Annotated in this window: 26 protein-coding genes; 12 read left to right on the forward strand and 14 right to left on the reverse strand. The window is 64.0% G+C overall.

Annotated features, from left to right (window positions below; genetic code table 11):
* The first annotated feature begins 30 nt into the window (after window positions 1-30).
* On the forward strand, window positions 31-693 hold the full coding sequence (msrA, locus tag BM075_RS15115; RefSeq protein WP_093361534.1) for a peptide-methionine (S)-S-oxide reductase MsrA: 663 nt from the start codon (window positions 31-33) through the stop codon (window positions 691-693).
* Window positions 694-813: 120 nt separating this feature from the next.
* Here msrA and BM075_RS15120 read toward each other — a convergent pair whose 3' ends face one another.
* Together BM075_RS15120 and BM075_RS15125 are read right to left on the reverse strand one after the other, a co-directional pair.
* Window positions 814-1,707: a ribokinase gene (locus BM075_RS15120; protein WP_093361535.1), complete on the reverse strand. Its 894-nt coding sequence runs from the start codon at window positions 1,705-1,707 to the stop codon at window positions 814-816.
* A gap of 4 nt (window positions 1,708-1,711) precedes the next feature.
* Window positions 1,712-3,967 carry an NADP-dependent malic enzyme gene (locus tag BM075_RS15125; protein ID WP_093361536.1) on the reverse strand — a complete coding sequence of 752 codons (2,256 nt, stop codon included), beginning with the start codon at window positions 3,965-3,967 and terminating at the stop codon, window positions 1,712-1,714.
* A 181-nt stretch (window positions 3,968-4,148) separates the two neighbouring features.
* On the opposite strand from BM075_RS15125, the gene mutS reads away from it, so the two are divergent.
* A complete protein-coding gene (gene mutS / locus BM075_RS15130) occupies window positions 4,149-6,779 on the forward strand; it encodes a DNA mismatch repair protein MutS (RefSeq protein ID WP_093361537.1) in 2,631 nt (876 codons plus the stop codon).
* Between the two features lie 10 nt (window positions 6,780-6,789).
* Here mutS and BM075_RS15135 read toward each other — a convergent pair whose 3' ends face one another.
* Window positions 6,790-7,368, reverse strand: a complete 579-nt coding sequence (locus tag BM075_RS15135) for a nucleotide exchange factor GrpE (RefSeq protein WP_177208368.1) — start codon at window positions 7,366-7,368, stop codon at window positions 6,790-6,792.
* Between the two features lie 8 nt (window positions 7,369-7,376).
* Window positions 7,377-8,441, reverse strand: a complete 1,065-nt coding sequence (hrcA, locus tag BM075_RS15140; RefSeq protein WP_093361538.1) for a heat-inducible transcriptional repressor HrcA — start codon at window positions 8,439-8,441, stop codon at window positions 7,377-7,379.
* A gap of 135 nt (window positions 8,442-8,576) precedes the next feature.
* Here hrcA and rph point away from each other — a divergent pair, with 135 nt between their 5' ends.
* Genes rph through hemW form a run of 3 tightly spaced genes read left to right on the forward strand, consistent with a single transcriptional unit; the run spans window position 8,577 to window position 11,055 of the window.
* Complete coding sequence (gene rph / locus BM075_RS15145; RefSeq protein WP_093361539.1) at window positions 8,577-9,290, forward strand: ribonuclease PH; 714 nt, start codon at window positions 8,577-8,579, stop codon at window positions 9,288-9,290.
* On the forward strand, window positions 9,291-9,905 hold the full coding sequence (gene rdgB / locus BM075_RS15150) for an RdgB/HAM1 family non-canonical purine NTP pyrophosphatase (RefSeq protein ID WP_093361540.1): 615 nt from the start codon (window positions 9,291-9,293) through the stop codon (window positions 9,903-9,905). It begins immediately after the preceding gene.
* Window positions 9,862-11,055 carry a radical SAM family heme chaperone HemW gene (hemW, locus tag BM075_RS15155; RefSeq protein WP_093361541.1) on the forward strand — a complete coding sequence of 398 codons (1,194 nt, stop codon included), beginning with the start codon at window positions 9,862-9,864 and terminating at the stop codon, window positions 11,053-11,055. Before rdgB ends, hemW begins: the two co-directional genes overlap by 44 nt.
* A gap of 20 nt (window positions 11,056-11,075) precedes the next feature.
* On the opposite strand, the gene BM075_RS15160 is transcribed toward hemW, so the two are convergent.
* The 7 genes from BM075_RS15160 to hemJ all read right to left on the reverse strand — a co-directional run bounded on the left by BM075_RS15160 (window position 11,076) and on the right by hemJ (window position 18,483).
* Window positions 11,076-11,999 carry a ParB/RepB/Spo0J family partition protein gene (locus BM075_RS15160; RefSeq protein ID WP_093361542.1) on the reverse strand — a complete coding sequence of 308 codons (924 nt, stop codon included), beginning with the start codon at window positions 11,997-11,999 and terminating at the stop codon, window positions 11,076-11,078.
* An 11-nt stretch (window positions 12,000-12,010) separates the two neighbouring features.
* The gene (locus BM075_RS15165) at window positions 12,011-12,823 is read right to left on the reverse strand and encodes a ParA family protein (RefSeq protein WP_093361543.1); all 813 of its coding nucleotides are present in this window, start codon (window positions 12,821-12,823) and stop codon (window positions 12,011-12,013) included.
* Window positions 12,816-13,427, reverse strand: a complete 612-nt coding sequence (gene rsmG / locus BM075_RS15170) for a 16S rRNA (guanine(527)-N(7))-methyltransferase RsmG (protein ID WP_093361583.1) — start codon at window positions 13,425-13,427, stop codon at window positions 12,816-12,818. Before rsmG ends, BM075_RS15165 begins: the two co-directional genes overlap by 8 nt.
* Before the next feature lie 13 nt (window positions 13,428-13,440).
* Window positions 13,441-15,312 (reverse strand): tRNA uridine-5-carboxymethylaminomethyl(34) synthesis enzyme MnmG, encoded by a 1,872-nt coding sequence (mnmG, locus tag BM075_RS15175; protein ID WP_093361544.1) that lies wholly within the window; start codon window positions 15,310-15,312, stop codon window positions 13,441-13,443.
* A gap of 3 nt (window positions 15,313-15,315) precedes the next feature.
* Window positions 15,316-16,596: a tRNA uridine-5-carboxymethylaminomethyl(34) synthesis GTPase MnmE gene (gene mnmE / locus BM075_RS15180; RefSeq protein WP_093361545.1), complete on the reverse strand. Its 1,281-nt coding sequence runs from the start codon at window positions 16,594-16,596 to the stop codon at window positions 15,316-15,318.
* A 25-nt stretch (window positions 16,597-16,621) separates the two neighbouring features.
* Window positions 16,622-17,899 (reverse strand): transcription termination factor Rho, encoded by a 1,278-nt coding sequence (gene rho, locus BM075_RS15185; protein WP_425445198.1) that lies wholly within the window; start codon window positions 17,897-17,899, stop codon window positions 16,622-16,624.
* A 131-nt stretch (window positions 17,900-18,030) separates the two neighbouring features.
* The gene (gene hemJ / locus BM075_RS15190) at window positions 18,031-18,483 is read right to left on the reverse strand and encodes a protoporphyrinogen oxidase HemJ (RefSeq protein ID WP_093361546.1); all 453 of its coding nucleotides are present in this window, start codon (window positions 18,481-18,483) and stop codon (window positions 18,031-18,033) included.
* Between the two features lie 413 nt (window positions 18,484-18,896).
* On the opposite strand from hemJ, the gene BM075_RS15195 reads away from it, so the two are divergent.
* The 4 genes from BM075_RS15195 to dnaQ are packed head-to-tail and all read left to right on the forward strand — an operon-like array spanning window position 18,897 to window position 21,611.
* Window positions 18,897-19,508 carry a Maf family protein gene (locus tag BM075_RS15195; protein ID WP_093361547.1) on the forward strand — a complete coding sequence of 204 codons (612 nt, stop codon included), beginning with the start codon at window positions 18,897-18,899 and terminating at the stop codon, window positions 19,506-19,508.
* Entirely contained in the window at window positions 19,505-20,338 is an 834-nt protein-coding gene (locus tag BM075_RS15200) for a shikimate dehydrogenase (protein WP_093361548.1), read from the forward strand. The genes BM075_RS15195 and BM075_RS15200 overlap by 4 nt, the downstream gene beginning before the upstream one ends.
* A complete protein-coding gene (gene coaE / locus BM075_RS15205; RefSeq protein WP_093361549.1) occupies window positions 20,335-20,934 on the forward strand; it encodes a dephospho-CoA kinase in 600 nt (199 codons plus the stop codon). Before BM075_RS15200 ends, coaE begins: the two co-directional genes overlap by 4 nt.
* Window positions 20,919-21,611 carry a DNA polymerase III subunit epsilon gene (gene dnaQ, locus BM075_RS15210; protein WP_093361550.1) on the forward strand — a complete coding sequence of 231 codons (693 nt, stop codon included), beginning with the start codon at window positions 20,919-20,921 and terminating at the stop codon, window positions 21,609-21,611. The genes coaE and dnaQ overlap by 16 nt, the downstream gene beginning before the upstream one ends.
* 102 nt (window positions 21,612-21,713) lie before the next feature.
* On the opposite strand, the gene secB is transcribed toward dnaQ, so the two are convergent.
* Window positions 21,714-22,244: a protein-export chaperone SecB gene (secB, locus tag BM075_RS15215; RefSeq protein ID WP_093361551.1), complete on the reverse strand. Its 531-nt coding sequence runs from the start codon at window positions 22,242-22,244 to the stop codon at window positions 21,714-21,716.
* A 69-nt stretch (window positions 22,245-22,313) separates the two neighbouring features.
* Window positions 22,314-22,799, reverse strand: coding sequence for an FxsA family protein (locus BM075_RS15220; protein ID WP_093361552.1), 486 nt, complete (start codon window positions 22,797-22,799; stop codon window positions 22,314-22,316).
* 105 nt (window positions 22,800-22,904) lie between these two features.
* On the opposite strand from BM075_RS15220, the gene BM075_RS15225 reads away from it, so the two are divergent.
* The 3 genes from BM075_RS15225 to BM075_RS15235 are packed head-to-tail and all read left to right on the forward strand — an operon-like array spanning window position 22,905 to window position 25,197.
* Window positions 22,905-23,573, forward strand: a complete 669-nt coding sequence (locus BM075_RS15225; protein ID WP_093361553.1) for a Tim44/TimA family putative adaptor protein — start codon at window positions 22,905-22,907, stop codon at window positions 23,571-23,573.
* Window positions 23,570-24,574 (forward strand): murein transglycosylase A, encoded by a 1,005-nt coding sequence (gene mltA / locus BM075_RS15230; protein WP_093361554.1) that lies wholly within the window; start codon window positions 23,570-23,572, stop codon window positions 24,572-24,574. Before BM075_RS15225 ends, mltA begins: the two co-directional genes overlap by 4 nt.
* An 8-nt stretch (window positions 24,575-24,582) precedes the next feature.
* On the forward strand, window positions 24,583-25,197 hold the full coding sequence (locus BM075_RS15235; protein WP_093361555.1) for a Smr/MutS family protein: 615 nt from the start codon (window positions 24,583-24,585) through the stop codon (window positions 25,195-25,197).
* Here the strand turns inward: BM075_RS15235 and BM075_RS15240 are convergent.
* Window positions 25,159-26,397 (reverse strand): MFS transporter, encoded by a 1,239-nt coding sequence (locus BM075_RS15240; protein ID WP_342741253.1) that lies wholly within the window; start codon window positions 26,395-26,397, stop codon window positions 25,159-25,161. The genes BM075_RS15235 and BM075_RS15240 overlap by 39 nt on opposite strands.
* Window positions 26,398-26,560: the final 163 nt, after the last annotated feature.

Raw genomic sequence — 26,560 nt, forward strand, 5'->3', positions numbered from 1 at the left:
CGGCACTCTGCCCAAAAAAGGAGGCCTGCCATGACCCTTGCCGCTGATTCGGTCAAGCCGATCGTTCTGGCCATCGCCATTGCGGTCGGAGTTTTTACCCACTGCGGACGGGCGGACGCCGCGGAAACCCGCACCGCCATATTCGCCGGCGGCTGCTTCTGGTGCGTCGAGGCCGATTTCGAAAAGGTCGATGGCGTGGGAGATGTCGTCTCCGGTTATACCGGCGGAACGGTCGCCGATCCGACCTACAAGCAGGTGTCGCGCGGTGGAACCGGGCACTACGAGGCCGCAATGATCCCGTACGACCCGGACCGGGTCTCCTACCGGGAGCTCGTGGATCTCTTCTTCCGCTCCGTCGATCCGACGGATGCGGGCGGCCAATTCTGTGATCGAGGCGAAAGCTACCGTACAGCGATCTTCGCCACGCCGGAGCAAGCGACCGTCGCGAAGGAGGCACTGGCTGCGGCGCAGACGGATCTTGGGCAGGAGATCGTCACGCCTGTGCTGCCAGCCCAGCCGTTTTACCCAGCCGAAGCCTACCATCAGGATTATTACAAATCGGGCGACCTGATCCTCACCCGCTTCGGTCCGCGTTCGAAAGCGAAAGCCTACAAACTCTACCGCGATGCCTGTGGCCGGGATCAGAGAGTGAAGGCCTTGTGGGGTTCATCCGCACCGTTCGTTGGCGGATGACTTCCGTCTGCCCCACACGAGATAGGGCTTCCGACCCAGAGCGACCGCCGCGCGCCTTGCGCGCGGCCAGGCCCAACGGGCGGCGTTGCATCTTCGATGCGGCGACGGCGGGCGGGAGGGCTACGCCAGTGGTTTGAGGTCGGCCAGAAAGCCGTGAACCTCTTCCCGGGCAGGAATCGCTTCGGCCGTCCCTTCCCGAGTGACCTTTAGTGCCGCTGCGCCGACAGCCATTTCCAGGCATTCGGCCACCGGCAACCCGAGGTCCAACCCGGCGCAGAAATACCCAATGAAGGTGTCGCCTGCCCCCGTTGTGTCGACGGGCACCACCTTGGGCGCGGGAACGGTCAGCGTTTCGCCGGAGTCGAGATCGTGCCAGGTCGCCCCATGCGCACCGTGGGTCACCAGAAGCTGCGGCACCGGCAGATTGGTGATCTCGCACCCCAGCGCCTCGGCGACCTGTTCCGCTTCCACCTGATTCAGCACCAGCAGGTCAACCAACGGCAACACCCTGCGCACCGCGTCCACGTCGAAGGGCGCGGCGGAATAGACCACCTTCAGCCCCCGATCGCGGGCCCGCTTGGCGGCGTATTCCTGCCCGTTCGTCTCGTTTTGCATCATGAGGATATCGCCGCTCCGGGCCCGGGCGAGCGCCGCCTTGATGTCGCCGTTCTCCAGCATCCGGTTGGTGCCCGCAAAGATCACGATCTGGTTCTCGCCGCCCGGCTCCACGAAAATCAGCGCGTGCCCGGTGGGAGCCGCCAGGTTGATCGCGACATGCGTCGTGTCCACACCCGCCGACTTCATGAGTTCGACCGCCCAGACGCTCTCGCCGCCGACGCCCCCGATGTGGCACACCTCGGCTCCCCCGCGTGCCGCCGCGACGGACTGGTTCGCCCCCTTGCCGCCCAGCCCGCTCTTGCAGTCGGTCGCGGCAAGGGTCTCGCCCTCGACCGGGAAGCGCGGCACCTTGTAGAACCAGTCCGCGTTGATGGACCCGAGGTTGTAGATCGTCATGACATCACCCGATCTTGCAGGCCGCAATCGCGGCCATGTGAAGAATCTCGTTCACCGTCGCCCCTGTGTGACAGATCTGGATCTGCGCATCGACCCCGGCGAGGATGGGTCCGATCACCGTGGCACCCGCCATCTCCTGCATCAGCTTGGTTGAGATCGAGGCCGAATGGCGGGCCGGCATGACAAGCACGTTGGCAGGTTTCGTCAGGCGGCAGAACGGGTACGCCGCCATCTGGGTCATGTTCAGAGCGACGTCGATCGTCATTTCGCCGTCGTACTCGAAATCGACGCCACGCCGGTCCAGTGCATTCGGCGCGGTGTGCATCTTCATCGCCCGTTCCGACCGCGGATACCCAAAGGTCGAGAAGCTGCAGAACGCCACCCGCGGCTCGATGCCGAGACTCCGCGCAACCCGCGCCGCCGCGATCGCGATATCGGCCAGTTCCTCCTCCTCCGGCCATTCGTGCACCAGCGTGTCGGCGATCAGCACAACGCGACCCTTGTGCAGGATCGCGGTCACGCCGACGGCGCCATCCTCCGCCGAGGCCGGGAACACCCGGTTGATCTGGTGCATGACGTGGCCCGACTTCCGCGTGACCCCCGTCACGAGTCCATCGCCATGCCCGTGCGCAAGCATCAGCGCGGCGAAGACATGCCGGTCGCCGGAAGCCATGCGGATGATGTCCTGCCGGTCGAAGCCTTCGCGTTGCAAGCGTTTGTAGAGAAACGCCGTGTAGGCCTCCAGGTGCCGGCTGTGGGCCGGGTCGATGACCGTTAGTTCGCGCACCGCGTCCTGCAATCCCGCCGCGGTAAGCTGGTTTTTCACCTCGTCGCCACGGCCCACCACCAGCGCCTTGCCGAATCCCTGACGCTGGTAAGCGACCGCAGCGCGAAGCACGCCGACGTCGTTGCCCTCTGCAAAGATCATCCGGGCCTGCGCTGCCTTCGCCCGCGTCGAGATCGACGACAGGATCGAGGCTGTCGGGTCCATCCGTTCCCGAAGCCGCTGTTCGTAGCCATCCATGTCCACGATCGGCCGGCGCGCAACGCCGGTCTCCATGCCGGCGCGCGCCACCGCCGGGGGAATGGTGTAGATCAGCCGGGGATCGAATGGGGTTGGGATAATGTAGTCGCGGCCGAAACTCAGCTTTCGGCTATAGGCCATCGCGACCTCGTCCGGCACGTCTTCGCGCGCCAGTTCCGCAAGCGCCTGGGCACAGGCGATTTTCATCTCGTCGTTGATCGCACGCGCCTGTACGTCAAGCGCTCCGCGAAACAAATATGGAAAACCAAGGACATTGTTGACCTGGTTGGGATAATCAGACCGCCCCGTCGCGACGATGGCATCGCCGCGCACCTCGTGCGCCTCTTCGGGTGTGATTTCCGGATCGGGGTTGGCCATGGCAAAGATCACCGGGTCATCGGCCATGCTGGCGATCATTTCCGGCGTCACCGCGCCCTTGGCGGAGACGCCCAGAAACACATCTGCCCCGCGCATCGCGTCATCCAGCGTCCGGGCGTCGGTGTCCACCGCATGTGCCGATTTCCACTGGTTCATGCCGGTCTTGCGGTCGCGATAGATCACGCCCTTGGTATCGCAAACGATGCAGTTCTCGTGCTTGGCACCCATCGCCTTGATCAGTTCGATACAGGCGATTCCGGCGGCCCCCGCGCCGTTGAGCACGATCTTGCAGTCTTCGATCTTCTTGCCGGTCAATTGCAGCGCGTTGATGAGACCCGCGGCGCAGATCACCGCCGTGCCGTGCTGGTCGTCATGGAACACCGGGATGTCCATCACTTCCTTCAGCGCCTGCTCGATGATGAAGCATTCGGGCGCCTTGATATCCTCCAGGTTGATCCCGCCGAATGCCGGCCCCATCAGCTTTACCGCGTTGATGAACTCCTGCGCGTCCTGTGTGTCGATCTCGATATCGATGGAGTTCACGTCGGCGAACCGTTTGAACAGAACGGCCTTGCCTTCCATCACCGGCTTGGAGGCCAGCGCGCCGAGGTTGCCGAGCCCGAGGATCGCTGAACCGTTGGAGATCACCGCAACTGTGTTGCCCTTTGCGGTATAGTCGTATGCGCAGGCGGGGTTCTCCGCGATGGCCTCTACGGGCACGGCCACCCCGGGCGAATAGGCGAGGCTCAGGTCGCGTTGGGTCGTCATCGGTTTCGTCGCGACGACTTCGAATTTCCCGGGCTGCGGCTCGTGGTGATACAGCAGCGCCTCTTCGTCCGTGATTTTGTTCTTTGTCATTCGAAGGCTCCCCGGGTTCTCCATGCAAAGGCTGGAATATCTTGGCTGGCAAGGGAATACCAACTGCCTTTTGACGCGGGCAAGTTGAGTTTCACCCACACTGATACGCCTTCAAAGCGCCGGCAGCCTCGCCTATGGTCGCGGGAAACCGAGCAGGGAGCAGGCCGTGACCGTCACGCCAATGATGGCGCAGTATCTGGAGATCAAGCAAGCCCATCCCGAGGCGCTGCTGTTCTACCGGATGGGCGATTTCTACGAGATGTTTTTCGACGACGCCGCGGCCGCGGCCGAAGCGCTGGATATTGCCCTGACCAAGCGCGGCAAGCACGAGGGGGCGGACATCCCGATGTGCGGCGTGCCGGTTCATGCCGCCGAAGGGTACCTTCTGACCCTGATCCGGAAGGGATTTCGCGTCGCCGTGTGCGAACAGATGGAAGACCCCGCCGAGGCCAAGAAACGCGGGTCGAAATCCGTCGTCCGGCGCGAGGTCGTGCGCCTCGTCACCCCCGGCACGCTCACCGAGGACAGCTTGCTGGAGGCACGGCGGAACAACTTCCTCTGCGCCTTCGCCCGGGTCCGCGACCGCGCGGCGTTGGCCACGGCAGACATCTCGACCGGCGAACTGCGTGTCGGCCCCTGCCCGCTGGTGAAGCTCGGCCCCGAACTGGCCCGCCTCGCCCCGCGCGAAGTGCTCGTGGCCGAGACCGACGAAGGGGCCCTGCGGGACCTGGTGGACGAAGCCGGCGCGGCGCTGACGCCGCTGGCGCGCCAGAGTTTCGACAGCACGGGCGCGGAGAAGCGCCTTCGGGACGCGTTCGGTGTCGCCGAGCTCGACGGATTCGGGGCATTCGAGCGGGAGGAGCTGAGCGCGCTTGGCGCAATCGTGTCCTACCTCGACCTGACACAGAAGGGGAAACTGCCGCTGCTCCGGCCACCGCAGCGGGACTCCGGCGGCGAGGTGATGCAGATCGACGCCGCGACCCGGCGAAACCTGGAGTTGACCGCCAGCTTGTCCGGCGGGCGCGATGGCTCGCTGCTTGGCGCGATCGACCGCACCGTCACCGCCGCCGGCGGCCGCCTGCTTGCGCGGCGGATCGCCAGCCCGTCGTGCAATCTGGGGCGAATTCAGGAACGGCTGGATGCGGTCCAGTTCTTTGTCGAGGATACAGGCAGATGCGACACCCTGCGGGGCTTGCTCCGCAAGGCGCCGGACATGGACCGCGCCCTCTCGCGCCTCGCGCTGGAGCGCGGTGGACCGCGGGACCTTGCCGCCATCCGGGCCGGCCTGACGCAGGCAGGGCAAATTGCCGATAGACTGGGAACGGTGACGGGCGCCGAGATCCTTGCCCCGCTGGTGGCAGACCTTGCCGGCCTGGAGACACTCGTCGACCGGCTCGACGACGCGCTCGTGGCAGAGCCGCCGTTGATGGTGCGCGATGGCGGCTTCATCGCGTCGGGCTTCGATGCAGACCTGGATGACGCCCGAACCCTGCGCGACGAAGGCCGCGGCGTAATCGCCTCGCTGCAGGCGCGCTATGCGGAGCAGGCCAAGGTCCAGTCGCTGAAAGTCAAACATAACAACGTGTTGGGCTACTTCATCGAAACGACCGCCACCCGTGCGGACAAGATGCGCTCCGCCCCGCTGAGCGAGACCTTCATCCACCGCCAGACCACCGCCAATGCCGTTCGGTTCACGACAGTCGAGTTGTCGGACCTGGAAACCCGCATTCTCAACGCGGGCAACCACGCTCTGGAAATTGAGAGACGCCAGTTCGAGGCCCTGCGTGCCGAAGTTCTGGAGGCCGCCGGCGCCATTGGGCTGGCTGCACAGGCGTTGGCGGAACTCGATGTCTCCACCGCGCTGGCAGATCTCGCCCGCAGTGAGGACTGGTGCCGCCCGACGGTCGATGAGAGCCGGGATTTTCAGATCGAGGAGGGCCGGCACCCGGTCGTGGAACGGGCGCTGAAACGCGACGGCCGCGCCTTCGTCGCCAACGATTGCGCGTTGACGGCCGAGGGCGACAAGGCACACGTGCGCCTGCTGACCGGCCCCAACATGGCGGGCAAGTCGACCTACCTGCGCCAGAATGCCCTCATCGCCTTGCTGGCCCAGTCCGGGAGCTATGTGCCCGCCCGCGCTGCCACGATCGGCATGGTGTCCAGTCTGTTCAGCCGGGTCGGTGCCGCCGACGACCTGGCGCGCGGACGTTCGACCTTCATGGTGGAGATGGTGGAGACGGCCACGATCCTGAATCAGGCCGATCCACAGAGCCTTGTGATCCTGGACGAGATCGGTCGGGGAACGGCCACCTATGACGGCCTGTCCATCGCCTGGGCGACGCTGGAACACCTCCACGGGGTCAACCGCTGCCGGGCGCTGTTCGCAACGCATTACCACGAGCTGACCACACTGGCCGCCACGCTCGATGGCGTCGAGAATGCGACCGTCAGGGTCAAGGAATGGGAGGGAGAGGTGATCTTCCTCCACGAGGTCCGCGATGGCGCCGCCGACAGATCCTACGGCGTGCAGGTCGCGCGCCTCGCCGGCCTTCCGGCCTCGGTTGTGGACCGGGCGCGCGTCGTGTTGGATCGGCTCGAACAGGGCGATCGGGAGGGCGGACGGCGGCAACTGGCGCTCATCGACGATCTGCCGCTGTTTTCCGCGGTGCCGGCAAGCCCGGCCCCTGCCCCCGCGCAATCGCCGTCCGCGCTCGTCGAAAAACTCGCCGGGATCCTTCCCGACGAGTTGTCACCGCGCGAGGCGCTGGATTTGCTCTACGATCTGAAAAACCTCGCGCAGACGGGCGAGTAACACACGCCCGTCAGGACGCGGGGGTCGAAGACACCCCGACGTGCGCCGGGCGCAACAGGCGGTCATGCAACAGGAAGCCCTCGGCCATCACCTGAATGATGTCGCCTGCGACGGTGGCCGGCACAGGGGCCTCGAACATTGCCTGATGAATCTGCGGGTCGAACTTCTCACCAATTTCCGGCTTGATGCGCTTTATGCCGTGCTTCTCGAACACGTTTAGCAGTTCCCGCATCGTCAGCTCGATCCCTTCGATCAGGGCGGCCGCCGTTTCCTTCTGCTCTTCGCCAACCGACTCCAGAGCCCGGTTCAGGTTGTCGTAGACCGGCAGCATGTCCCGCGCGAGCTTTGATCCGCCATAATTCTCAGCTTCCCGCCGGTCGCGTTCACCGCGCTTGCGGGCGTTCTCCGCATCGGCCAAGGCGCGCATGAACCGGTCACGGAATTGATCACGCTCCGCCCGCAGGGTTGCCAGCTCGTCTTCATCGGCCAAGGGATCGGACATGAAGTCCTCGGCATCCTCGGCCAGACCTTCCAACGCCAGCTCGTCCAGCGTCCGTTCGGTTTGATCGTCTTTCTTCGCTTCCGCCATCGCACCCTCTAACTTCGGTCCGAAATCATCCTGCCCACCAGCTGTGCGGTATAATCCACAATGGGCACGATACGTCCGTAATTCAGTCTCGTGGGTCCGATCACGCCAACCGCTCCCACGATCTTTCGATCCGCGTTCATATAGGGAGAAACCACCAAAGAGGAACCCGAAAGTGAGAAAAGCTTGTTTTCCGAGCCGATAAAAATCCGCACACCTTCGCCCTGCTCGGTAAGCTCGAGAAACTCCGCAATGTCCCGCTTTCGTTCCAGATCGTCGAAGAGCGTGCGGATGCGATCCAGGTCGTCCGCCTCCGCGCCCGCCTCCAGCAGGTTCGCCCGCCCCCGCACGATCAGGCGCTCGGTGGACTCCCCTTCGTCGGCCCAGATCGCCATGCCATTTTCCACCAGGTCGCGGGCGAGGCTGTCGATCTCCTGCCGCCGCGTCTTGATCTCGCGCTCCATGGCGCGCCGCAACTCGCGGACCGTCCGGCCATCCGCCAAGGCATTGAGAAAATTGGCTGCCTCCCGCATCGACGACGGGGTTTGCCCCGGTGGCGGCGTAAAGACCCGGTTTTCCACCTGCCCATCTGCAAACACCAGTACAACCAGCGCCCTGTCGGGACCAAGCTGGACGAACTCCACATGACGGATCGGCGCTTCGTGTTTCGGCGCCAGAACCAGGCTCGCGACCTGGGTCGCCCCGGAGAGCGCCGCGCCGACGCGGCCCATCAGGGTGCCGATGTCGGGATCATTGCCGCCCAAGGTCGCATCGAGGTGTTCGCGGTCCTCGGCGGACAGGTCCCGCACCTCCAGAAGCCCGTCGACGAACATCCGCAGACCCTGCTGCGTGGGAACGCGCCCTGCCGACACGTGCGGAGAGTCCAAAAGACCAAGATATTCAAGGTCTTGCATTACGTTTCGAATGGTCGCCGCAGAGACCTTCTCCGACATCATCCGCGTCAGCGTGCGCGAGCCCACCGGGTCGCCGGTCATCAGGTACCCTTCGACCACGCGGCGAAACACTTCGCGCGAGCGATCGTTCAGTTGTTCCAGTTTCCGGGCGCCGTCGTTCATGCCTGTCTCCACCGCGGCGGACAATGCGGTCTACGGTACTGGATTTAGGGACGGAACCCTGCTCCGGTCAATCGGGGTTGCATCACCTCGGCTTGAAAGCCTAGAGGGAGTCACCCGAACATGTGGAGAATGTCCATGCGCCCATCCGGCCGCGAAACCAACCAAATGCGCCCAATCACGATCGAAACTGGCGTGACGCGCCACGCCGAAGGCTCCTGCCTTATCCGTTGTGGCGATACCCACGTGCTGTGTACCGCAAGCCTTGACGAGCGTGTGCCGCCGTTTCTGCGCAATTCGGGGCTGGGCTGGGTGACGGCTGAGTACGGGATGTTGCCGCGGGCCACCCACACCCGCATGAACCGCGAGGCGAAGCGGGGACAATCCGGTAGAACTCAGGAAATTCAACGGCTTATAGGACGCGCTCTGAGGGCCGGCGTGGACCGGGTCGCGCTTGGCGAGCGGCAGATCGTGGTCGACTGCGATGTGGTTCAGGCCGACGGCGGTACACGGTGCGCGGCCATCACCGGCGGCTGGGTGGCGCTCCGGCTGGCGGTCAACAAACTGATGAAGGCGGGCGACGTGATCAGCGATCCGCTGACGGATCACGTCGCGGCGGTGTCCTGCGGCGTCTATGCCGGGCAGCCGGTGGTAGACCTCGACTATCGCGAAGACAGCGACGCGGGCACGGATGCCAATTTCGTGATGACCGGCGCCGGCCGTCTGATCGAAGTGCAAGCCTCGGCGGAAGGCGCAACATTCGGGCGGGACGAACTGACGACCCTGATGGATCTCGCCGAAGCTGGGATTGCCGAACTGGTCGCGGCGCAAAAGGCGGCCGTGGAGGGCTGAATGCGGAAATTCGAGGGGGAACGGCTCGTCATCGCGTCCCACAACGCTGGCAAGGTTCGGGAAATTGGCGAGCTGCTCGCCCCTTTCGGTGTGGCAGTCATCTCCGTTGGCGAGTTGGACCTGCCGGAGCCGGAAGAAACCGAGGACACCTTCGTCGGGAATGCCCGGATCAAGGCCCACGCCGCGGCGCAAGCTTCCGGCCTGCCCGCCCTGTCCGACGACAGTGGGCTGAGCGTCGATGCGCTCGGCGGCGCGCCGGGCGTGTACTCCGCCTACTGGGCGGAAACGCCGCAAGGGCGCGATTTCGACATGGCCATGGAAAAGGTGTGGACCGAATGCGAGAAGCTGGATGCGCCCGAGCCGCGTACCGCCCGCTTCCATTGCGTTCTCTGCCTCGCCTGGCCCGACGGTCATGATGAAGTGTTCGACGGCATCGTCGAGGGCCGCCTGGTCTGGCCGAAGCGGGGCTCGAAGGGCTTCGGCTTCGACCCGATGTTCGAGCCCTTGGGCGAAACCGTGACCTTTGGCGAGATGGACCCGGAGCGGAAGCACTCGATGAGCCACCGGGCCGATGCCTTCGCCAAGTTCGTGGCGGGCTGTTTTGCCGACGGATGATGTGGACCGGGTCGGCTTCGGACTCTACGTCCACTGGCCCTTCTGCCTGTCCAAATGCCCCTACTGCGATTTCAATTCCCATGTCGCGGAGCGGATCGACCAGAAACGCTGGGCAGCGGCCCTCTGCCGGGAGGTCGAACACGCCGGGCGGCTAACCGGAAGGCGGCGGCTCGACACCGTCTTCTTCGGGGGCGGAACCCCGGGCCTGATGGCGCCCGAGACTGTGGCCGACATTCTGGACACCGTTCGCGCAACCTGGCCCATCTCCAACGATTGGGAAGTGACGCTCGAGGCGAACCCGACCTCTGTCGAAGCTGGCCGCTTTGCCGCCTATCGGCAGGCCGGCGTAAACCGGGTCTCGCTCGGCGTTCAATCCCTGAACGACGCCGATCTGCGCCGGCTCGGGCGGTTGCACACGGTGGCGGAGGCACGCGCCGCCTTTGACATCGCCCGTTCGGCGTTCGACCGGGTATCGTTCGACCTGATCTACGCGCGGCAGGACCAGTCGCTCGACGCCTGGCAGCGCGAATTGGATGAAGCATTGGCGATGGCGATCGACCATCTGTCTCTCTATCAACTGACAATCGAACCAGGCACCGCCTTCGGCGCCCGCGCGGCTGCCGGACGGCTGCGGGGGCTACCGGACGAGGATTTGTCGGCAGATATGTACGACCTGACGCTGGAAACATGCGCACGCGTGGGCTTGGTACCCTACGAGGTCTCGAACTTTGCTCGTCCTGGCGCTGAGAGCAAACACAATATGTTGTATTGGTCTGCCGGGCAATACGCAGGTGTTGGCCCAGGTGCCCATGGTCGCGTGATTTTGGATGGGCGTCGCCACGCTACCGTTTGCCCGTCGGCTCCCGGTGCCTGGATACGGGATGCTGAAGCGGACGGTCCTGCATTCGAGAGCGTCGAGCCGCTTTCCGGTCAAGAGCAGGCCGAAGAATACCTAATGATGGGCCTGCGGGTTCTCCGGGGGATCTCTCTGTCGCGGCTTATGGACATGGGTCCGGATGACGGGCTGGCAGACCGACTGGAACAGGCCGCAGCCGACGGGCTCCTGGAGACCGATGGCGATCGCATCCGCACCACACCGCGTGGGCGGAGCCTGCTGAATGCGGTGCTGCGAGACTTGCTTTTGGGATAGCGGTCAACCGCTCCCACAATTTAGAGAGTTGTATCCAGCGGACTCGACGTGAGCACCTGGCACAGGGCGTCGAGCTGATCCAGCGTCCGGTATTGGATGGTAAGGCGGCCGGACCCGTCGATATCGAGATGTTCGATAGAGACCTTCATGCCCAGATTGGCCGAAATGTCCTGCTCCAAAGCCCTCGTATCGGCATCCTTCTCCGGTTTCCCGCCCGCGTTTCGCGCGGTCCCGGTCTTGGCGGGTTGAGCCGCCTTGCGAACAAGCGCCTCGGTCTCCCGGACCGACAGTCCGCCGCCGACAACCTGGCGCGCCAGTTCGGCTGGGTTGCTCGATGTGATGAGGGCCCGCGCATGCCCCGCCGAGAGTTTACCTTCCCGCAGTAGCCCCTGAACTTCATCAGGAAGCTGCAACAGTCGCATCACGTTCGCGATGTGGCTGCGGCTCTTGCTGAGTGCTTGTGCTAGCTGCTCCTGCGTGTGACCGAACCGCTCGATGAGCTGGCGATAGCCCAAGGCCTCTTCCACCGCGTTCAGATCCGCGCGTTGGATGTTCTCGATAATAGCGACTTCAAGCACTTCCGTATCGTTCAGGTCGCGCTGAATGATGGGCACTTCATGAAGCTGCGCCATCTGGGCTGCACGCCACCTGCGTTCCCCGGCGACGATCTCGTACATCTCCGGGCGACGCGGGCTCTGCCGAACAATAAGGGGCTGCAAAATCCCCTTCGCACGGATGGATTCCGAAAGCTCCAGAAGCGCCTCGCGAGAAAAATCCTTGCGCGGCTGATCCGGGTTGGCCTCCAGCGATTCAATGGGCAGAACGCGCTCGAACGCTTGCGGCGACTGCGGCGCTTCCTTGGCAGGTGCATCCAACGACACGTCCGCCATCAGCGCAGACAGACCACGACCCAACCCGCGCGCTTTTCCGGTCTTCTTGTCCATTCTTCGTCTTCCTATACGGTTGCGGCCGCGACGCCACGGGCCAGCATTTCGCGCGCAAGCGCCCGATAGGCGCTGCTTCCTTTCGAGGAGGAATCGTACGCCAGCACCGGCTGGGCAAAACTCGGCGCCTCTGAAACGCGCACGTTCCGGGGCACGCGTGTCTGGAACACGAGATCGCCCAGCGTTCCCCGCGCATCTGCTTCGACCTGCGCGGAGAGATTGTTGCGCACGTCGAACATGGTCAGGACGATCCCTTCGATGCGGAGGCCAGGGTTCGCGGTCTGCCGCACTTCCCGCACCGTCAGCATAAGCTGGGACAAACCTTCGAGAGCGAAGAACTCGCTCTGTAACGGCACAAGGATCGAATGGGCCGCCACCATCGCATTCACGGTAAGCAGGTTGAGGGACGGCGGACAGTCGATCAGGATGTGATCGAACCCATATGTTGCGATATCTGGTGTCCGCAACGCATCATGCAGCAGAAAACTGCGCCGTTCGAGCCCTGCCAGTTGGATGTCCGCAGAACTGAGATCCGTCGTCGCGGGAGCGATCCAGAGACGTTCGAGGCTGGTCGGCTTCGCCACCTCGTCCAGCGGCGTTTGTTCGAGCAGGAGGTCGTAGGTGGATACGACGCGATCCGTGGCCTCAACGCCGAGACCGGTCGACGCGTTTCCCTGCGGGTCGAGGTCGATGATGAGGACATTCTGCCCATCTTCGGCAAGGGCGGCCCCAAGGTTAATGGCCGTGGTCGTTTTTCCCACGCCGCCCTTTTGATTGGCGATCGCGATGATCTTCGGGCCCGAGGACCGGGGTGAATCAGACACGCTCGATTTCTCCTAGCGACAGGATGACCGCTTTTGGATCCGTTATACTTGGCCTGTCGTTCAGCTGAAAGTGGAACGACGCGCGTGCGGCATCTATTTCCTCACGGTACCTCTCCCCCTTCGGGAACAGACAGAGACCGCCCTTGGCCAGATGCGGCAGCGCGTAGTCCAGCAGTTTCCAAAGCGGCGCGACGGCACGGGCCGATATTACGTTCGCGTTTTGTCGGGGTATCGTCTCAATACGTTGGGAGACAATCGCCGCGGCAATCCCTGTTTCGCGTACGACAGTGGTCAGGAAGGCGCATTTCCGCTTGTCGCTTTCCACGAAGGTGAACCTGAGGCCCGGCGCGTGCTCAGCCGCAAGAATTGCGCAAACGAGCCCTGGAAAGCCGCCTCCGGTCCCGAAGTCCAGCCACTGACCTTGCGACACGGTGGTCATGGAGTAAACCTGCGCAGAATCAACGATGTGTCGCGTCCAGCTCGCCTCCAATGTCGACGGCGCCACGAGGTTGATGGATGGGTTCCACTTCGCCAAAAGGTCCCTATGGACCGTCAGCCGCGTGAGTGTTTCACGTGAAACATCGAGGCCAAGGGCATCCAACAGGTCGCGAGATCCGTCACGCACGCCGACGTTCCGCCTTTCGAAGATGAGCAAGAATCAGGGTCAAGGCAGCCGGGGTCATCCCGTTGATCCGGCCGGCTTGCGCCAAGGTTCGAGGTTGCACGCGCTCCAACTTGCTCCGCAGCTCATTCGATAGGCCATCTAGAGTGGAATACGCGAAGCCGTCAGGAATCTCGCAAGATTCATCCTTCTTCATCGCCTCGACATCCCTGCGTTGCCGCTCGATGTAATGGGCGTACACCGCGTCCCGTGTCACTTGCGTCAGAATGGCCGCATCCATCCCGGCAATCTCCGGAACGACTTGAGCCATAGCGGAAACATCAGCACCTGGAAGTGCTAGCGATTCCAACAGCGTCCGTTTTGGACCGTCCGCATTCACCCGGATTCCAAGATCGCTCAATTCTCGGGATGTCAGGCTGATCTGTGCCAATTCCTCTCGGGTATGATCAAGCGCCTCGCTCTTTTCCTCAAACGCTGCGCGGCGCGCGTCCGAGACGATCCCAAGCTTGATCGCCACGGGGGTCAATCGCTGGTCCGCATTATCCGCTCGGAGCGACAACCGATATTCCGCACGTGACGTGAACATACGGTACGGCTCCGAGACGCCCTGCGTCACCAGATCGTCAATCATCACCCCGATATAGCTCTCGTCCCGACCGAACGTGAGCCGATCCCTACCGAGCGCTCTGTGTGCAGCGTTCAACCCCGCAACAAGGCCCTGAGCCGCCGCTTCCTCGTACCCCGTTGTGCCATTGATCTGCCCGGCCAAATACAGGCCCGAGAACTCGCGGACCATCAGCGTGCCGTCGAGGCTCCTGGGGTCAACGTAGTCGTACTCGATCGCATAGCCCGGCTGCAGTATCTTGACGTGCTCCAGCCCGGCAATTGACCGAACGTAGTCTTCCTGAACATCCACCGGCAGCGATGTCGAAATGCCGTTCGGGTAGATGGTCGGATCGTCGAGCCCCTCCGGCTCTAGAAAGATCTGGTGGGACGCCTTCTCTCCGAAGCGGACCACTTTGTCCTCGATTGAGGGGCAATATCGCGGGCCTACGCCGGAAATATGCCCACCATACATCGCGGATCGAGACAGATTTTCCCGAATAATCTCATGGGTTCGCGCATTGGTGTGCGTAATTCCGCAAGAGATTTGCTTGGCGATCGGGCCTGTCGAGAGGAACGAGAACATCTCTGGCACGTCATCACCCGGCTGTTCCTCGAGCTGGTCCCAGGCAATCGTGCGCCCGTCCAGCCGCGGCGGCGTGCCGGTTTTCAGCCGCCCGAACGTCACACCGAGATCGCGCACCTGAGCAGCCAGACGCTCTGATCGATCCGCACCGATCCGCCCCCCCGGTCGGCGCACGTCGCCGATATGAATCTCGCCGTTCAGGAAGGTGCCTGTGGTGAGAACGACTGCACGCGACCGGAGCGCCGTGCCGTTGGCAAGGACAACACCTGAAATGCGGTCGTGTTCAAGGAGGAACGCCGATACTTCGCCTTCTATAAGGTCAAGGTTGGCCTGCACCAGAATTGCCGCCTGCATGGCCGTTCGGTAAAGCTTGCGGTCCGCTTGCGCACGGGGACCTTGTACCGCGGGCCCCTTCTTGCGGTTCAGCAGTCGGAACTGGATACCCGCCTGGTCCGCGATGCGCCCCATCAAGCCGTCCAAGGCATCCACTTCGCGCACCAGATGCCCCTTTCCTAAGCCCCCGATGGCCGGGTTGCAGGACATCACTCCAAGGTCGCTCGCGCGGAACGTCACCAACGCAGTTCGTGCCCCTGCCCGAGCAGCAGCCGAAGCGGCCTCGCATCCCGCGTGACCGCCCCCAACGACGATGACGTCAAAGTCATGTTTCACGTGAAACATCCCTCATTTACCGATGCAAAAACTGCTGAAAATCTCTCCTAGCATTTCCTCAACGCCAATACGACCCACCAAAGCCTCCATCGAGCGAATGGCCCTGCGGATCGATTCGGCCGCGAGTTCAGCCGTATCGTCGGGAGAATATAGGAGTTTCTCCGCATCCTCCAATGCCTCGGACGCAGCCTGCAAAGCTTCTCTGTGCCGAAGTCGCGTCGCAACCTGATCTTCAGATACGCGCTGGCCGAGGGTGCTCCCGACATATTCGAGAAGAGCAGAAACACCTTCTCCCGTTTTACCAGAGACCGGCAACCCAGTACCCGGATGACCCAGGTCGCACTTCGCAGCCACCCGCAGGTCCTCCTGCTGCACGGAAACACCGAGATCCTCTGCTGCAAGAAAGATCCGCAGGTCGGCCGCTTCCGCCCGCGCCCGCGCCCGTTCTATCCCGATGGATTCCACCGTGTCCTCGGTTTCCCGCAATCCGGCGGTGTCGAGGAAAGTCACGGGCAATCCGCCCACATCCATCCGAACTTCGATGATATCGCGCGTCGTGCCAGCGACCTCAGACGTGATCGCAGCTTCCCGCCCTGCGAGGCGGTTCAGAAGCGTCGACTTGCCCGCATTCGGTGGACCGACAATGGCGACTTCAAACCCGCGGCGCACCTGCTCCGCCGCGCCAACGCCCGCAATCTCACGCCGAAACTCGTCTGATATATTGGCGAGGATCGTCCGGACTTCCGGCATAACATCCTCCGGCACGTCTTCATCGGCAAAATCTATCGTCGCTTCCACGAGCGCTACAGCCCGCAGCAACGACGCCCGCCAGCGTTCTGTCCGCTCCGCCAACGCACCGGTAAACCCGCGCATGGCTTGCCGACGTTGCGCTTCGGTTTCGGAATCGATCAGATCCGCCAAACCCTCGACTTGCGCAAGGTTCATGCGGTTGTTTTCAAGTGCTCGGCGCGTGAACTCGCCCGCCTCCGCCCCACGCAGCCCGTCGATCCGCGACAGCGCCGCCAGAAGCCGTGCGACGACCGCAGGGCTGCCGTGGGTGTGGAATTCGACGCTGGGTTCGCCCGTAAAACTCGCCCCGGCCTCGAACCGCAGGACAAGGGCCTCGTCGATCAACTCGCCGCCGTCCGTCAAACGCCGGAGAGAGGCCAGTCTCGCGGGCGGAACATTCCCGCAAAGCTGTGAACAGACGTCCGCCGCTTGCGGTCCCGACACGCGCACGACGGCAACCCCGGCACGGCCGGGCGCCGTTGCCAGGGCGTAGATCGTGTCCATGACTGTCCTCTCGGTGGCGCGCCGCTCAGGAGTTCATCGAGTCGAAGAACTCGGAGTTCGACTTCGTCTGCTTCAGCTTCGAGATGAGGAATTCGATCGCGTCCGTCGTTCCCATCGGGTTCAGAATCCGGCGCAGGACGAAGGTCTTCTGCAGGTCGCCCTTGTCGACAAGCAGGTCCTCCTTCCGAGTGCCGGACTTAAGAATGTCCATCGCCGGGAACACGCGTTTGTCCGCAACCTTCCGATCGAGAACGATCTCGGAGTTGCCGGTGCCCTTGAACTCTTCGAAGATGACTTCGTCCATCCGGCTGCCGGTATCGATCAGCGCGGTCGCGATAATGGTCAGGGAGCCGCCTTCCTCGATGTTCCTGGCCGCACCGAAAAATCGCTTCGGCCGCTGCAGCGCGTTGGCGTCCACACCACCCGTCAGCACTTTGCCCGAGGACGGCACCACAGTGTTGTAAGCTCTACCAAGTCTTGTGATAGAGTCCAAAAGGATCACAACATCTCGTTTGTGCTCCACAAGGCGCTTGGCCTTTTCAATCACCATCTCAGCCACAGCCACGTGACGCGTCGCCGGCTCGTCGAAGGTGGAGGAAATCACCTCGCCCTTAACGCTCCGCTGCATGTCGGTCACCTCCTCCGGCCGCTCGTCGATCAGCAGCACGATCAGGTAGCACTCCGGATGGTTCCGCTCGATCGAGTGAGCGATGTTCTGCAGCAGAACGGTCTTACCGGTCCGCGGCGGCGCCACGATCAGGCTCCGCTGGCCCTTCCCGATCGGCGCCACAAGGTCGATGATCCGCGCAGAGCGATCCTTCACCGTGGGATCGTCCAGCTCCATCTTCAGCCGCTCATCGGGGTAAAGCGGCGTCAGGTTGTCGAAGTTGATCTTGTGCCGGGCCCGCTCCGGGTCCTGGAAGTTGATCTGCGTGACCTTGGTCATGCCAAAGTAACGCTCGTTCTCCCGCGGCGCCTGGATCACGCCGTCGACCGTGTCACCGGTGCGCAGGGCGTGTTGCCGGATCATGTCGGGCGAAACATAGATGTCGTCCGGACCGGGCAGATAGTTCGCTTCCGGCGACCGAAGGAAGCCGAAGCCGTCCTGCATCACCTCCAGAACACCGTCACCCGAGATCTCCCATCCGTCTTCCGCGCGCTCCTTCAGGATGGCAAACATCATGTCGCCTTTGCGCATGGTCGACGCGTTGTCGATCTCCAGCTCCTCGGCCATTGCCAGCAGGTCAGCCGGGCTCTTGGCTTTCAGTTCGGAGAGAGTAACGGATTCTTCGGGCAAGGACATGGACGCACTTTCTTGGCCAATCATCGGCCGTGTCATCGGTGTGGCGTGGAGAGACCTGGCAGGACTGCCATTGGCCGTCACCTAAGCGCTGACGCCTTGCATGTCAATTCCCCAGCGGTCGGCGGGCCGGATCAGAAGCGAAGGATGACCGAAAAGACGATCAGGATCATCAGCACCGTCGGCAACTCGTTCATGATCCGATACGTCCGCCCGGTCAGCCGGAAGTCCCCCGCAATGAAGTCCTTCCGCCGCGCCGCCAGCCACATGTGGAACCACGTCATCGCCACCACGCCTGCGCCTTTCGTGTAGGGCCACACCGACCCCCAGTCCACGATGCCCGGCGTGAGCACGAGCGCCAGCCCGAACAGCCATGTGGCAATCATGGACGGGTTCATGATGAGCTTCAGAAGTTTGCGCTCCATCATCTGGAACACGCCGTCCATCTCCGTTCCCGGCGTCGTCTGCTCAGTGTGGTGCACGAACAGCCGTGGCAGATAGAACAGACCCGCCATCCAGGCAATCACCGAGATCACGTGCAGGGACTTCGTCCAGAGATAGGAATCCGCAAGCCAGTCCAAGATCATTGTCGCTCTCCCCCAAGGGCGTCTCCCCCGGGCACCTTAAATAAAAAAGAAGAAGAGAAGAAAAGATGTAGTTGATGTAGGGCCTGTGGAGATGTGGATTATCGCATCATCCACAGGACGATGAACAGGTTGATGAGTTGTCCCGGAGTTATCATCGCCCGAAGAACAACGGGTGTTTTCGTTGTATTTCAGTGTATTGATTAGTTTTTTACTGCGGAGGACTCTGTGCATAACCTGCGAACTCCTGTGGATCGGCCGAGCCGTCCCGCGAGAGCGGCGTTCTGTTATCCCGGGGCATGAAATCTTGAATGGCTCGGGATGAAGCGACCGGATTGCACATTTCCCAAAACCCATTCAGTTAGACCCACACGCCATGCGCCCCTTGTACGCAACCTTTCCACAAGGAGATCCACATGAGTGCTCCCCCCGTGCCGCGCCTGCTGTTGGCCTCCCGGTCTGAAATCCGTGCGCAGATGTTGCGGAACGCGGGCGTTGCCTTTGAGGTCCGCTCCGCGCCGGTGGACGAAGAGGCCGTGCGCCTGGGCATGGAGGCCGAAGGCGCCTCTCCGCGCGACATCGCCGACCAACTCGCGGAGATGAAAGCCGCCCGCGTTGCGGCGCGATCCCCGGAGGACCTCGTGCTCGGTTGCGATCAGGTGCTGGACTTCGATGGTCGCGCCCTCGCCAAGCCCCACAGCCCCGAGGAGGCCCGCACCCAGCTCGCCCGCATGTCCGGCAAGCCGCACGACCTCTACTCCGCGGCGGTCCTCTTTCACCTCGGAACGCCCGTCTGGCGCCACGTCGGCCGGGTCCGGATGCAAATGCGGCCGCTCTCCGACGCCTATATCGCCGCCTATGTCGCCCGAAACTGGGACGACATCCGCCATTGCGTCGGCGCTTACCAACTCGAAGCCGAGGGCGCCCGGCTCTTTTCCTCGGTCCAGGGAGACTACTTTTCCGTTCTCGGGCTTCCGTTACTCCCCCTTCTGGACCATCTTGTCGCCAGGGGAGTCCTCGATACATGACCGACAAAATACCGCTGGCCGGCGTGATCGGCTCACCGATCGCCCACTCGCTGTCGCCGCGCCTGCACGGACACTGGCTGAAATCCTACGGGATCAAGGGGTACTACATCCCCATGGACATCGCGCAGGCCCATCTGGACGAGGCGCTGCGCGCCCTTCCTCGCATGGGCTTCGTGGGGGTCAACGTCACCATTCCTCACAAGGAAACCGTCCTTCGCATTGCCCACGCTGTCACCGACCGTGCCGCCCTCATCGGCGCGGCGAATACGCTGATCTTCGACAAGGACGGCCGTATCCACGCGGACAACACGGACGGATACGCCTTCCTGGCAAACATGATGCAGCACTCGCCCGGATGGGAGGCGAAGGACGGCCCAGCCGCCGTCTTTGGCGCAGGGGGCGCGGCGCGAGCAGTCATCAGCGCCCTGCTTGACGCCGGCGCGCCCGAAATCCGGCTGGCAAACCGAAGCCGTGCCCGCGCCGATGGGCTGCGCGCGGAATTTGGCCCGCGGATCGCCGTGCAGGAGTGGACACAGTCGGCAGACATGGTCGAAGGCGCCGCAACCGTGGTCAATACGACGTCTCTCGGCATGGTCGACCAGCCGCCGTTCCCGGTTTCGCTCGACCGGCTCGATCCCTCGGCCGTTGTGTCGGACCTCGTTTATGTTCCCCTCCGCACGCGATTCCTGGAACTCGCCGCCGCTCGCGGGTGCCAAACGGTGGACGGGCTGGGCATGTTGCTGCATCAGGCCACCCCCGGTTTCGAGCGCTGGTTCGGCCGCCGCCCCGCAGTCGACGAGGCGTTGCGCAAGGCGGTGCTGGCCCGATGACCCGGCCGTTTCTCATCGGTCTCACCGGCTCCATCGGCATGGGCAAATCCACCACGGCCGCGATGTTCGCCGACGAAGGGCTTCCGGTCTGGGACGCCGACGCCGCGGTGCATCGCCTCTACGCTCCGGGCGGCGATGCGGTGGAGCCGATCCGCGCGCTTCGGCCGGAGGCCATTGTCGACGGATCCGTCAGCCGCGGGGCCCTGAACGTTTGGATCACCGCGGATGAAAGCGCGCTTTCCCGGATTGAGGCGGTGGTGCACCCCCTCGTCGCCGCAGATCGCAAGCGCTTCATGGAAACGGTCGAGGCGCCCCTCGCCGTCCTCGACGTGCCCTTGTTGTTCGAAACCGGTGCCGACGCGACGATGGACCTGACAGTCGTCGTCTCCGCGCCCTACGCGGAACAACGCCGCCGGGTGCTCGACCGCCCCGGCATGACGGCGGAGAAGCTGCACAGATTGATGGGCAAGCAGATGCCTGACGCAGAAAAGCGCCGCCGCGCCGACGTGGTGATCGACACATCCACCCTGCAGGGCGCCCGCGCCCAGGTGAAGGCCTTGGTGAAGGAGTTGAGAGAGACATGCGCGAAATCGTGATGGATACCGAAACCACCGGTCTCGACCCGTTCGACGGCCACCGCATCGTCGAAATCGGCGGCGTGGAGCTTGAGAACCACGTTCCCACCGGCCGCACGTACCACCAGTACATCAACCCGAAACGGGACATGCCGACCGAAGCCTTCGATATCCACGGGATCTCGGGGGAATTTCTCGCCGACAAGCCGCCATTCGAGAAAATCGCCAGGGACTTCGTGGACTTCGTGGGAGACGCCGTGCTCGTCATCCACAACGCCGCCTTCGACATGAAGTTTCTGAATGCCGAGCTTGAATGGGCGGGCCTCCCGCCGCTGCCCATGAAACAGGCCCTCGATACCCTTGCCATCGCCCGCAAGCGTTTCCCGGGCGCGCCGTCCTCACTCGATGCGCTCTGCCGCCGCTTCGGCATCGACAATTCGGCGCGGACCTACCACGGCGCTCTGCTCGACTCCGAGATTCTCGCCGACGTCTATCTGGAACTCATCGGTGGCCGTCAGCCGGACTTTGCCCTGTCCGCGACCCATGCAGGCGGTACGGACTCGCAAGCCACCGCCTGGCGTCCGCGTCCACGCCCGTCTCCGCTGCCGCCCCGGATCACCGAAACGGAGCGCGCCGCGCACGCCGCGCTCGTGGACAGTCTCGGCAACGATGCTCTGTGGAAAACCTTCACCGCCTAATGCGCGGCTGCCGGCTTCTTGTGTCTGAAAATATCCTCGGGGGGAGCGTGCCCCGTCAGGGGCGCGCCGGGGGGCAGACGGCCCCCCGTTCGCCGTTGACGATCAGGCGTCCGCCTGGGCCTTCGCGGCCTGCTCTTCCTGAGCCCGTCGGATCAGTTCCTGACGGTAGAGCGCTACGAAATCCACGTTGTCGAGGTTAAGCGGCGGGAAGCCGCCATCGCGGGTCACGTCGGAGACGATCCGCCGCACGAACGGGAACAGCATCCGCGGGCACTCGATCAGCAGGAAGGGGTGAAGCTGGTTGTCCGGCACGTTCTCCACCTGGAAAATGCCGCCGTATTCCAGTTCTAGCAGGAACAGAGGCGCCTCGCTTCCTTTGGACTTCGACTCGATCTTGAACGTGGTCACGACCTCGTACTGGTTCTCGGTCGACCGCTTCTTGGCGTCGAGGTTCACCTGAACCTGAACATCGGGCTGCATCTCACCGCTCGCGCCTTTCTGCACGACGATGTTCTCGAACGATAGGTCGCGGATGAACTGCCCCAGGATGCGCATGGAGGGCGATTGCGGCTGCTGGGCCGTCCCGTCGCCGTTGCCTTGCGGTGCGCCGGTGTCAGTGGGTTGATCGGACATGTTTCTCTCCCGGAAATGATCTGTAGTCTTGCTGCGGCTCTATCAAAGCGCCGCTTCGGTCTCAACGGCTCAATCCTGTGTCCAGCCGGATGGCCCCCGGTGACGCCGCGGTTCCGGCTCGATTTCGGAGTAATCGCCGTCGATCACATCCTCACGCCGGTCCGGGCCGGCGCGAAACACCCGCCCGCCCACGCTTGCCGAAGACGTCACGATGAATCGCGCGCGGATCCACCGGAACGCGGTTTCGCGGGCCTTGGGGACGAGCAAGAGGAACCCGAGTGCATCGGTGAAGAACCCCGGCGTCAGCAGCAGCGCCCCCGCGAACAGGATCATCGCGCCATGCGCCAGCGGCTCGGTCGGGTCCGTGAGCGTCTCGAAGGAGGATTGCACGCGTCGCAGTACATCGCGCCCTTGCTGCCTGACCAGCCAGGTGCCCAGAATGGCCGTCAGAACGACGATCAGCAGCGTCCAGCCAAGCCCGAGGAACGAGCCGACCTGGATGAACAGGGCGATCTCGATCAGCGGAACAGCGATGAACAGTATCAGCAACGGCATGCGCTACCTCCCAATAGCCACGTTTGGTAGACTTGTTATCCCTACTCGCCTACATAAGTGCGGTACGGGAAAGATACCAACCCCGCCGCAATAAAGAGGACGTCTATGAGCGCCGCCGTCATCCAGCTCCTGGTCCTTGCCGGGATCGCGATCTTCCTGATCCTGCGGCTTCGGTCCGTGCTGGGAACCCGCGAGGGATTCGAGAAACCGCCCCTACCACCGGGGGACCGTCCGGCTGGCCGTGCACCGAACCGCCCGGACCTCGAGGTGATCGAAGGCGGTCCCGACCGCGACATCACCGATCATGTCCCCGAAGGCAGCCCCGCGGCGCAGGCGCTGGCGCAGATGAAGCGGGTGGAGCCAAGCTTCAACGTGCAGGAATTTCTGCAGGGCGCGCGCGGCGCCTATGAGATGATCCTCATGGCCTTCGAGCACGGCGAACTGGAGCGGATCGAGCCCTATCTCGACCCGGATGTGCGGGAGGCCTTTGCCCAGGGCATCGCCCAACGGGAAGAGCAGGGTCTCACCATCGATTCCAACTTCGTCGGTGTGCGGGAACTCGTCCTGACCAAAGCCGACTTTGACCCCAGCACCGATCTGGCGGAAATCACCGTGCGGTTCGTGGGCGAGATGACCCATATCGTGCGGGACGCGAACGGCACCGTCCTCGAAGGCAGCGAGACCGAGATCAAGCGCCAGCGCGATGTCTGGACCTTTGCCCGCAAGATGGGCATCGGCGATCCGAACTGGCAACTCGTCGCCACGGGCGAATGAGCTTCACGCGGCCCGATGGGGCCGCGACACCCACACCGCACGCCAACGCGCCCTCCTCTGCCAAACGCACCCGTCTGTCTTTCGGCGCGTTGGATGGATGGGAAGATGACGATCACGCCGCCGCCCTGACGGCATTTCGAGCCACCAGCGACCTGCCCGTTGGCCCTCAGTGGCAAGCCGCCCATCGCGCGGCCCGCGCCGCCACTGACGCGCGCGCCTTTTTCGAGAAGCATTTCGAGCCGGTCCTGATCGGCGCGGTCACGCCCGGCCTTTTCACCGGCTACTACGAACCCGAACTGGACGGTGCCCTTGCCCCTACGGACCGCTTCCGTGCCCCGATCTACGCCACCCCGCCGGAAATGTCGGCCAGTCCCTGGGCCACCCGAGCCGAAATCGAGGCCGGCACTCTTCTGACCGGCCAAGGCCTTGAAATTGCGTGGCTCGAAGACCCGGTGGAGGCCTTCTTCCTCCAGATTCAGGGTTCCGGCCGCATCCGCCTTCCGGACGGCACCGCGATCCGGGTGGGATTCGACGCGAAAAACGGCCACCCCTATCGATCCATCGGACAGGAGCTGGTGCGCCGAGGCATCTTCGACGCGACCACGGTCTCGGCACAGGCCGTGAAGGACTGGCTGCGCGCCAACCCCGAGGCGGGCCGCCTGCTGATGCAGGTGAACGACTCGTTCGTCTTCTTCCGCACCCTTACCGGCATTCCTCCCGACTCCGGCCCGCCCGGCGCTATGGGCCGCCCGGTGACCGCGCATCGTACCCTCGCGGTCGACCCGGCGTTCACCCCCCTCGGCGCTCCCGTCTGGCTGGAGACCGACGGCCCCGCTCCGATCCGCCGCCTGATGATCGCGCAGGACGTCGGCTCCGCGATCAAGGGGCCGCAGCGCGGAGACATCTTCTACGGTACCGGAGCGCACGCTGGCGAAGCGGCGGGAAACATGCGAGATCCCGGTCGCATGATCGTTCTTGAACCTGTCAGCCCGCGGACGTGACTCAGCCGATGTCGTCCCGCCGCCCGCCCCGCCGTCTCAGCGAGGACGACCTCGCCATCTGGCGCCAGGTCGCCAAGAGCGCAACGCCCATGCACGCGGTCCGCCCGACCGCGTCGCCCGCTCCGACCGCGCCGCCCACCTCGCCCCAGGGTGGCCGCACCCAGCCGCCGGAGAGCCTGCCGGCGTTTACCATCGGGCAGGCCGCGAGCTACGACCGGTCAAAGGGGCACAACCTGTCTCCGACGCTGGAGACGCGCCTCGCCGCGCAACCCGTCCGCATGGATCAGAAAACCTTCACCCGCATGAAGCGGGGCAAGCTCCGCCCGAACCGGAAGATCGACCTGCACGGCATGACGCTCGACCGCGCCCATCCTGCGCTCAGCCGGTTCATCATCGCCGCTCATGCCGATGGCTGCCGCCTCGTTTTGGTGGTTACCGGCAAGGGTCGCACGCACCGCGACGACGACGGGCCGATCCCCACGCCGCGCGGCGTTTTGCGCAACCAGGTGCCGCAGTGGCTCCGCATGGCACCCCTTGGCGCGCTGGTCCTCCAGGTGACCGAGGCGCACAAGAGCCACGGCGGGTCAGGCGCCTACTACGTCTATCTCTCCCGCCGGCGCTAGCATCCGCGCCGCCCGCCGGAGCGTGACCGCCGCCAGGGCCGCGGCGGCGACGCAATAGAGGGCGATCCACAGCATCTGCTTCTCGAACCCTACTCCGGCATCAATCGCGATCCCTGTCGCGACCGGGCCGACCGCCGTGCCGAAGACGAGCATCGCCTGCGCCATCGCCTTGATCCCGCCCATGTGCCGCGTTCCATAGAATTCGGCCCAGAAGGCATTCGGCAGGGTGGAGTTTGCCCCCGAGGTGATGCCGACGACCGCCATGCCCACGCCAATGCCAAGCAGCCCCTCGCTCCGCGACAGCACGATGAACCCCACGGCCAGCGGCAAGACCAGGAACGGCAGCAACCGGCCTGTCCCCCACCGATCGAGCGCAATCCCGCTCGCGACCATCGCGGCGACGGCGCTGGCGGTATAGACGGGGAACAGCGCGACAAGTGACAAGTGGCTGATTTCCTTGATCTCCGCCAGATGCACCTGGTGGAAGAACAGGACCGTCACGAAGGTGGATGGCCCGAGGATCAGCGGCATGACACTCCAGAACACCCAGTTCCGCAGGACCTGTCCGCGCGTCCAGTGAACGCCGCGCATCCCTGCCGCCGGATTGGACGCCAGATCCGCCTGCGGCGTCCGTTCCCAGCGCAAGAGGGATTGCAGGATCGGCAGCGTGGCCAGGATCAGCACCGCCGCAAGCACCCACAGGCTCCGCCATCCCGCCACGGCCAGCAAGGCCACGAAGGCAAGCGGCATCAACGACTCCCCCAGCGTCACGCCGAGCGAGGCTACTGACAACGCCTTGCCCCGGTTCGCCACGAACCACCGGCTCATGGCGACAATCGCCGTGTGCGTTGTCATTCCCTGCCCGGCCAGCCTCAGCGCAAAAATCACGAAGGGCAGTGCCCAGGCGCCCGGCACGGCAGCCATCGCCAGACAGGCAGCGGCAAAGAACGGCAGGACGACGAGGATCAACTCGCGCACCCGAAACCTGTCCGTCAGCGTCCCGGCCCAGACCATGACGATGGCCGAGGCCAGCGTGCCCACGGAATAGACCGCGCCCCAAAGGCCATGGCTTAACCCGAACGCGGCCCGGATCTCGCCCGCGAAAATGGAAATGAAGAATGTCTGCCCGAAGCTGGAACTCAGCGTCAGCAGAAAGCCGGCCGCCAGCCACGCGGCATTGTCCCGGATAAAGGTGTACACGGCGATCCCCACAGTATGGTTGCGATGGGGAGATCCGGTCCTGTCGGTACCCGTTGCGCCAACCGAACACCGCAGTGCCCCGGCGGCCGCAAGCCCCTTCGCTCCCTGTGTACCCTGCCCGTTCCGCCGCCGCCATGCCCTCGTGACGGCGGCGACGCCGATC

It is taken from the genome of Tropicimonas isoalkanivorans (assembly GCF_900112335.1).
Taxonomy (GTDB): domain Bacteria; phylum Pseudomonadota; class Alphaproteobacteria; order Rhodobacterales; family Rhodobacteraceae; genus Tropicimonas; species Tropicimonas isoalkanivorans.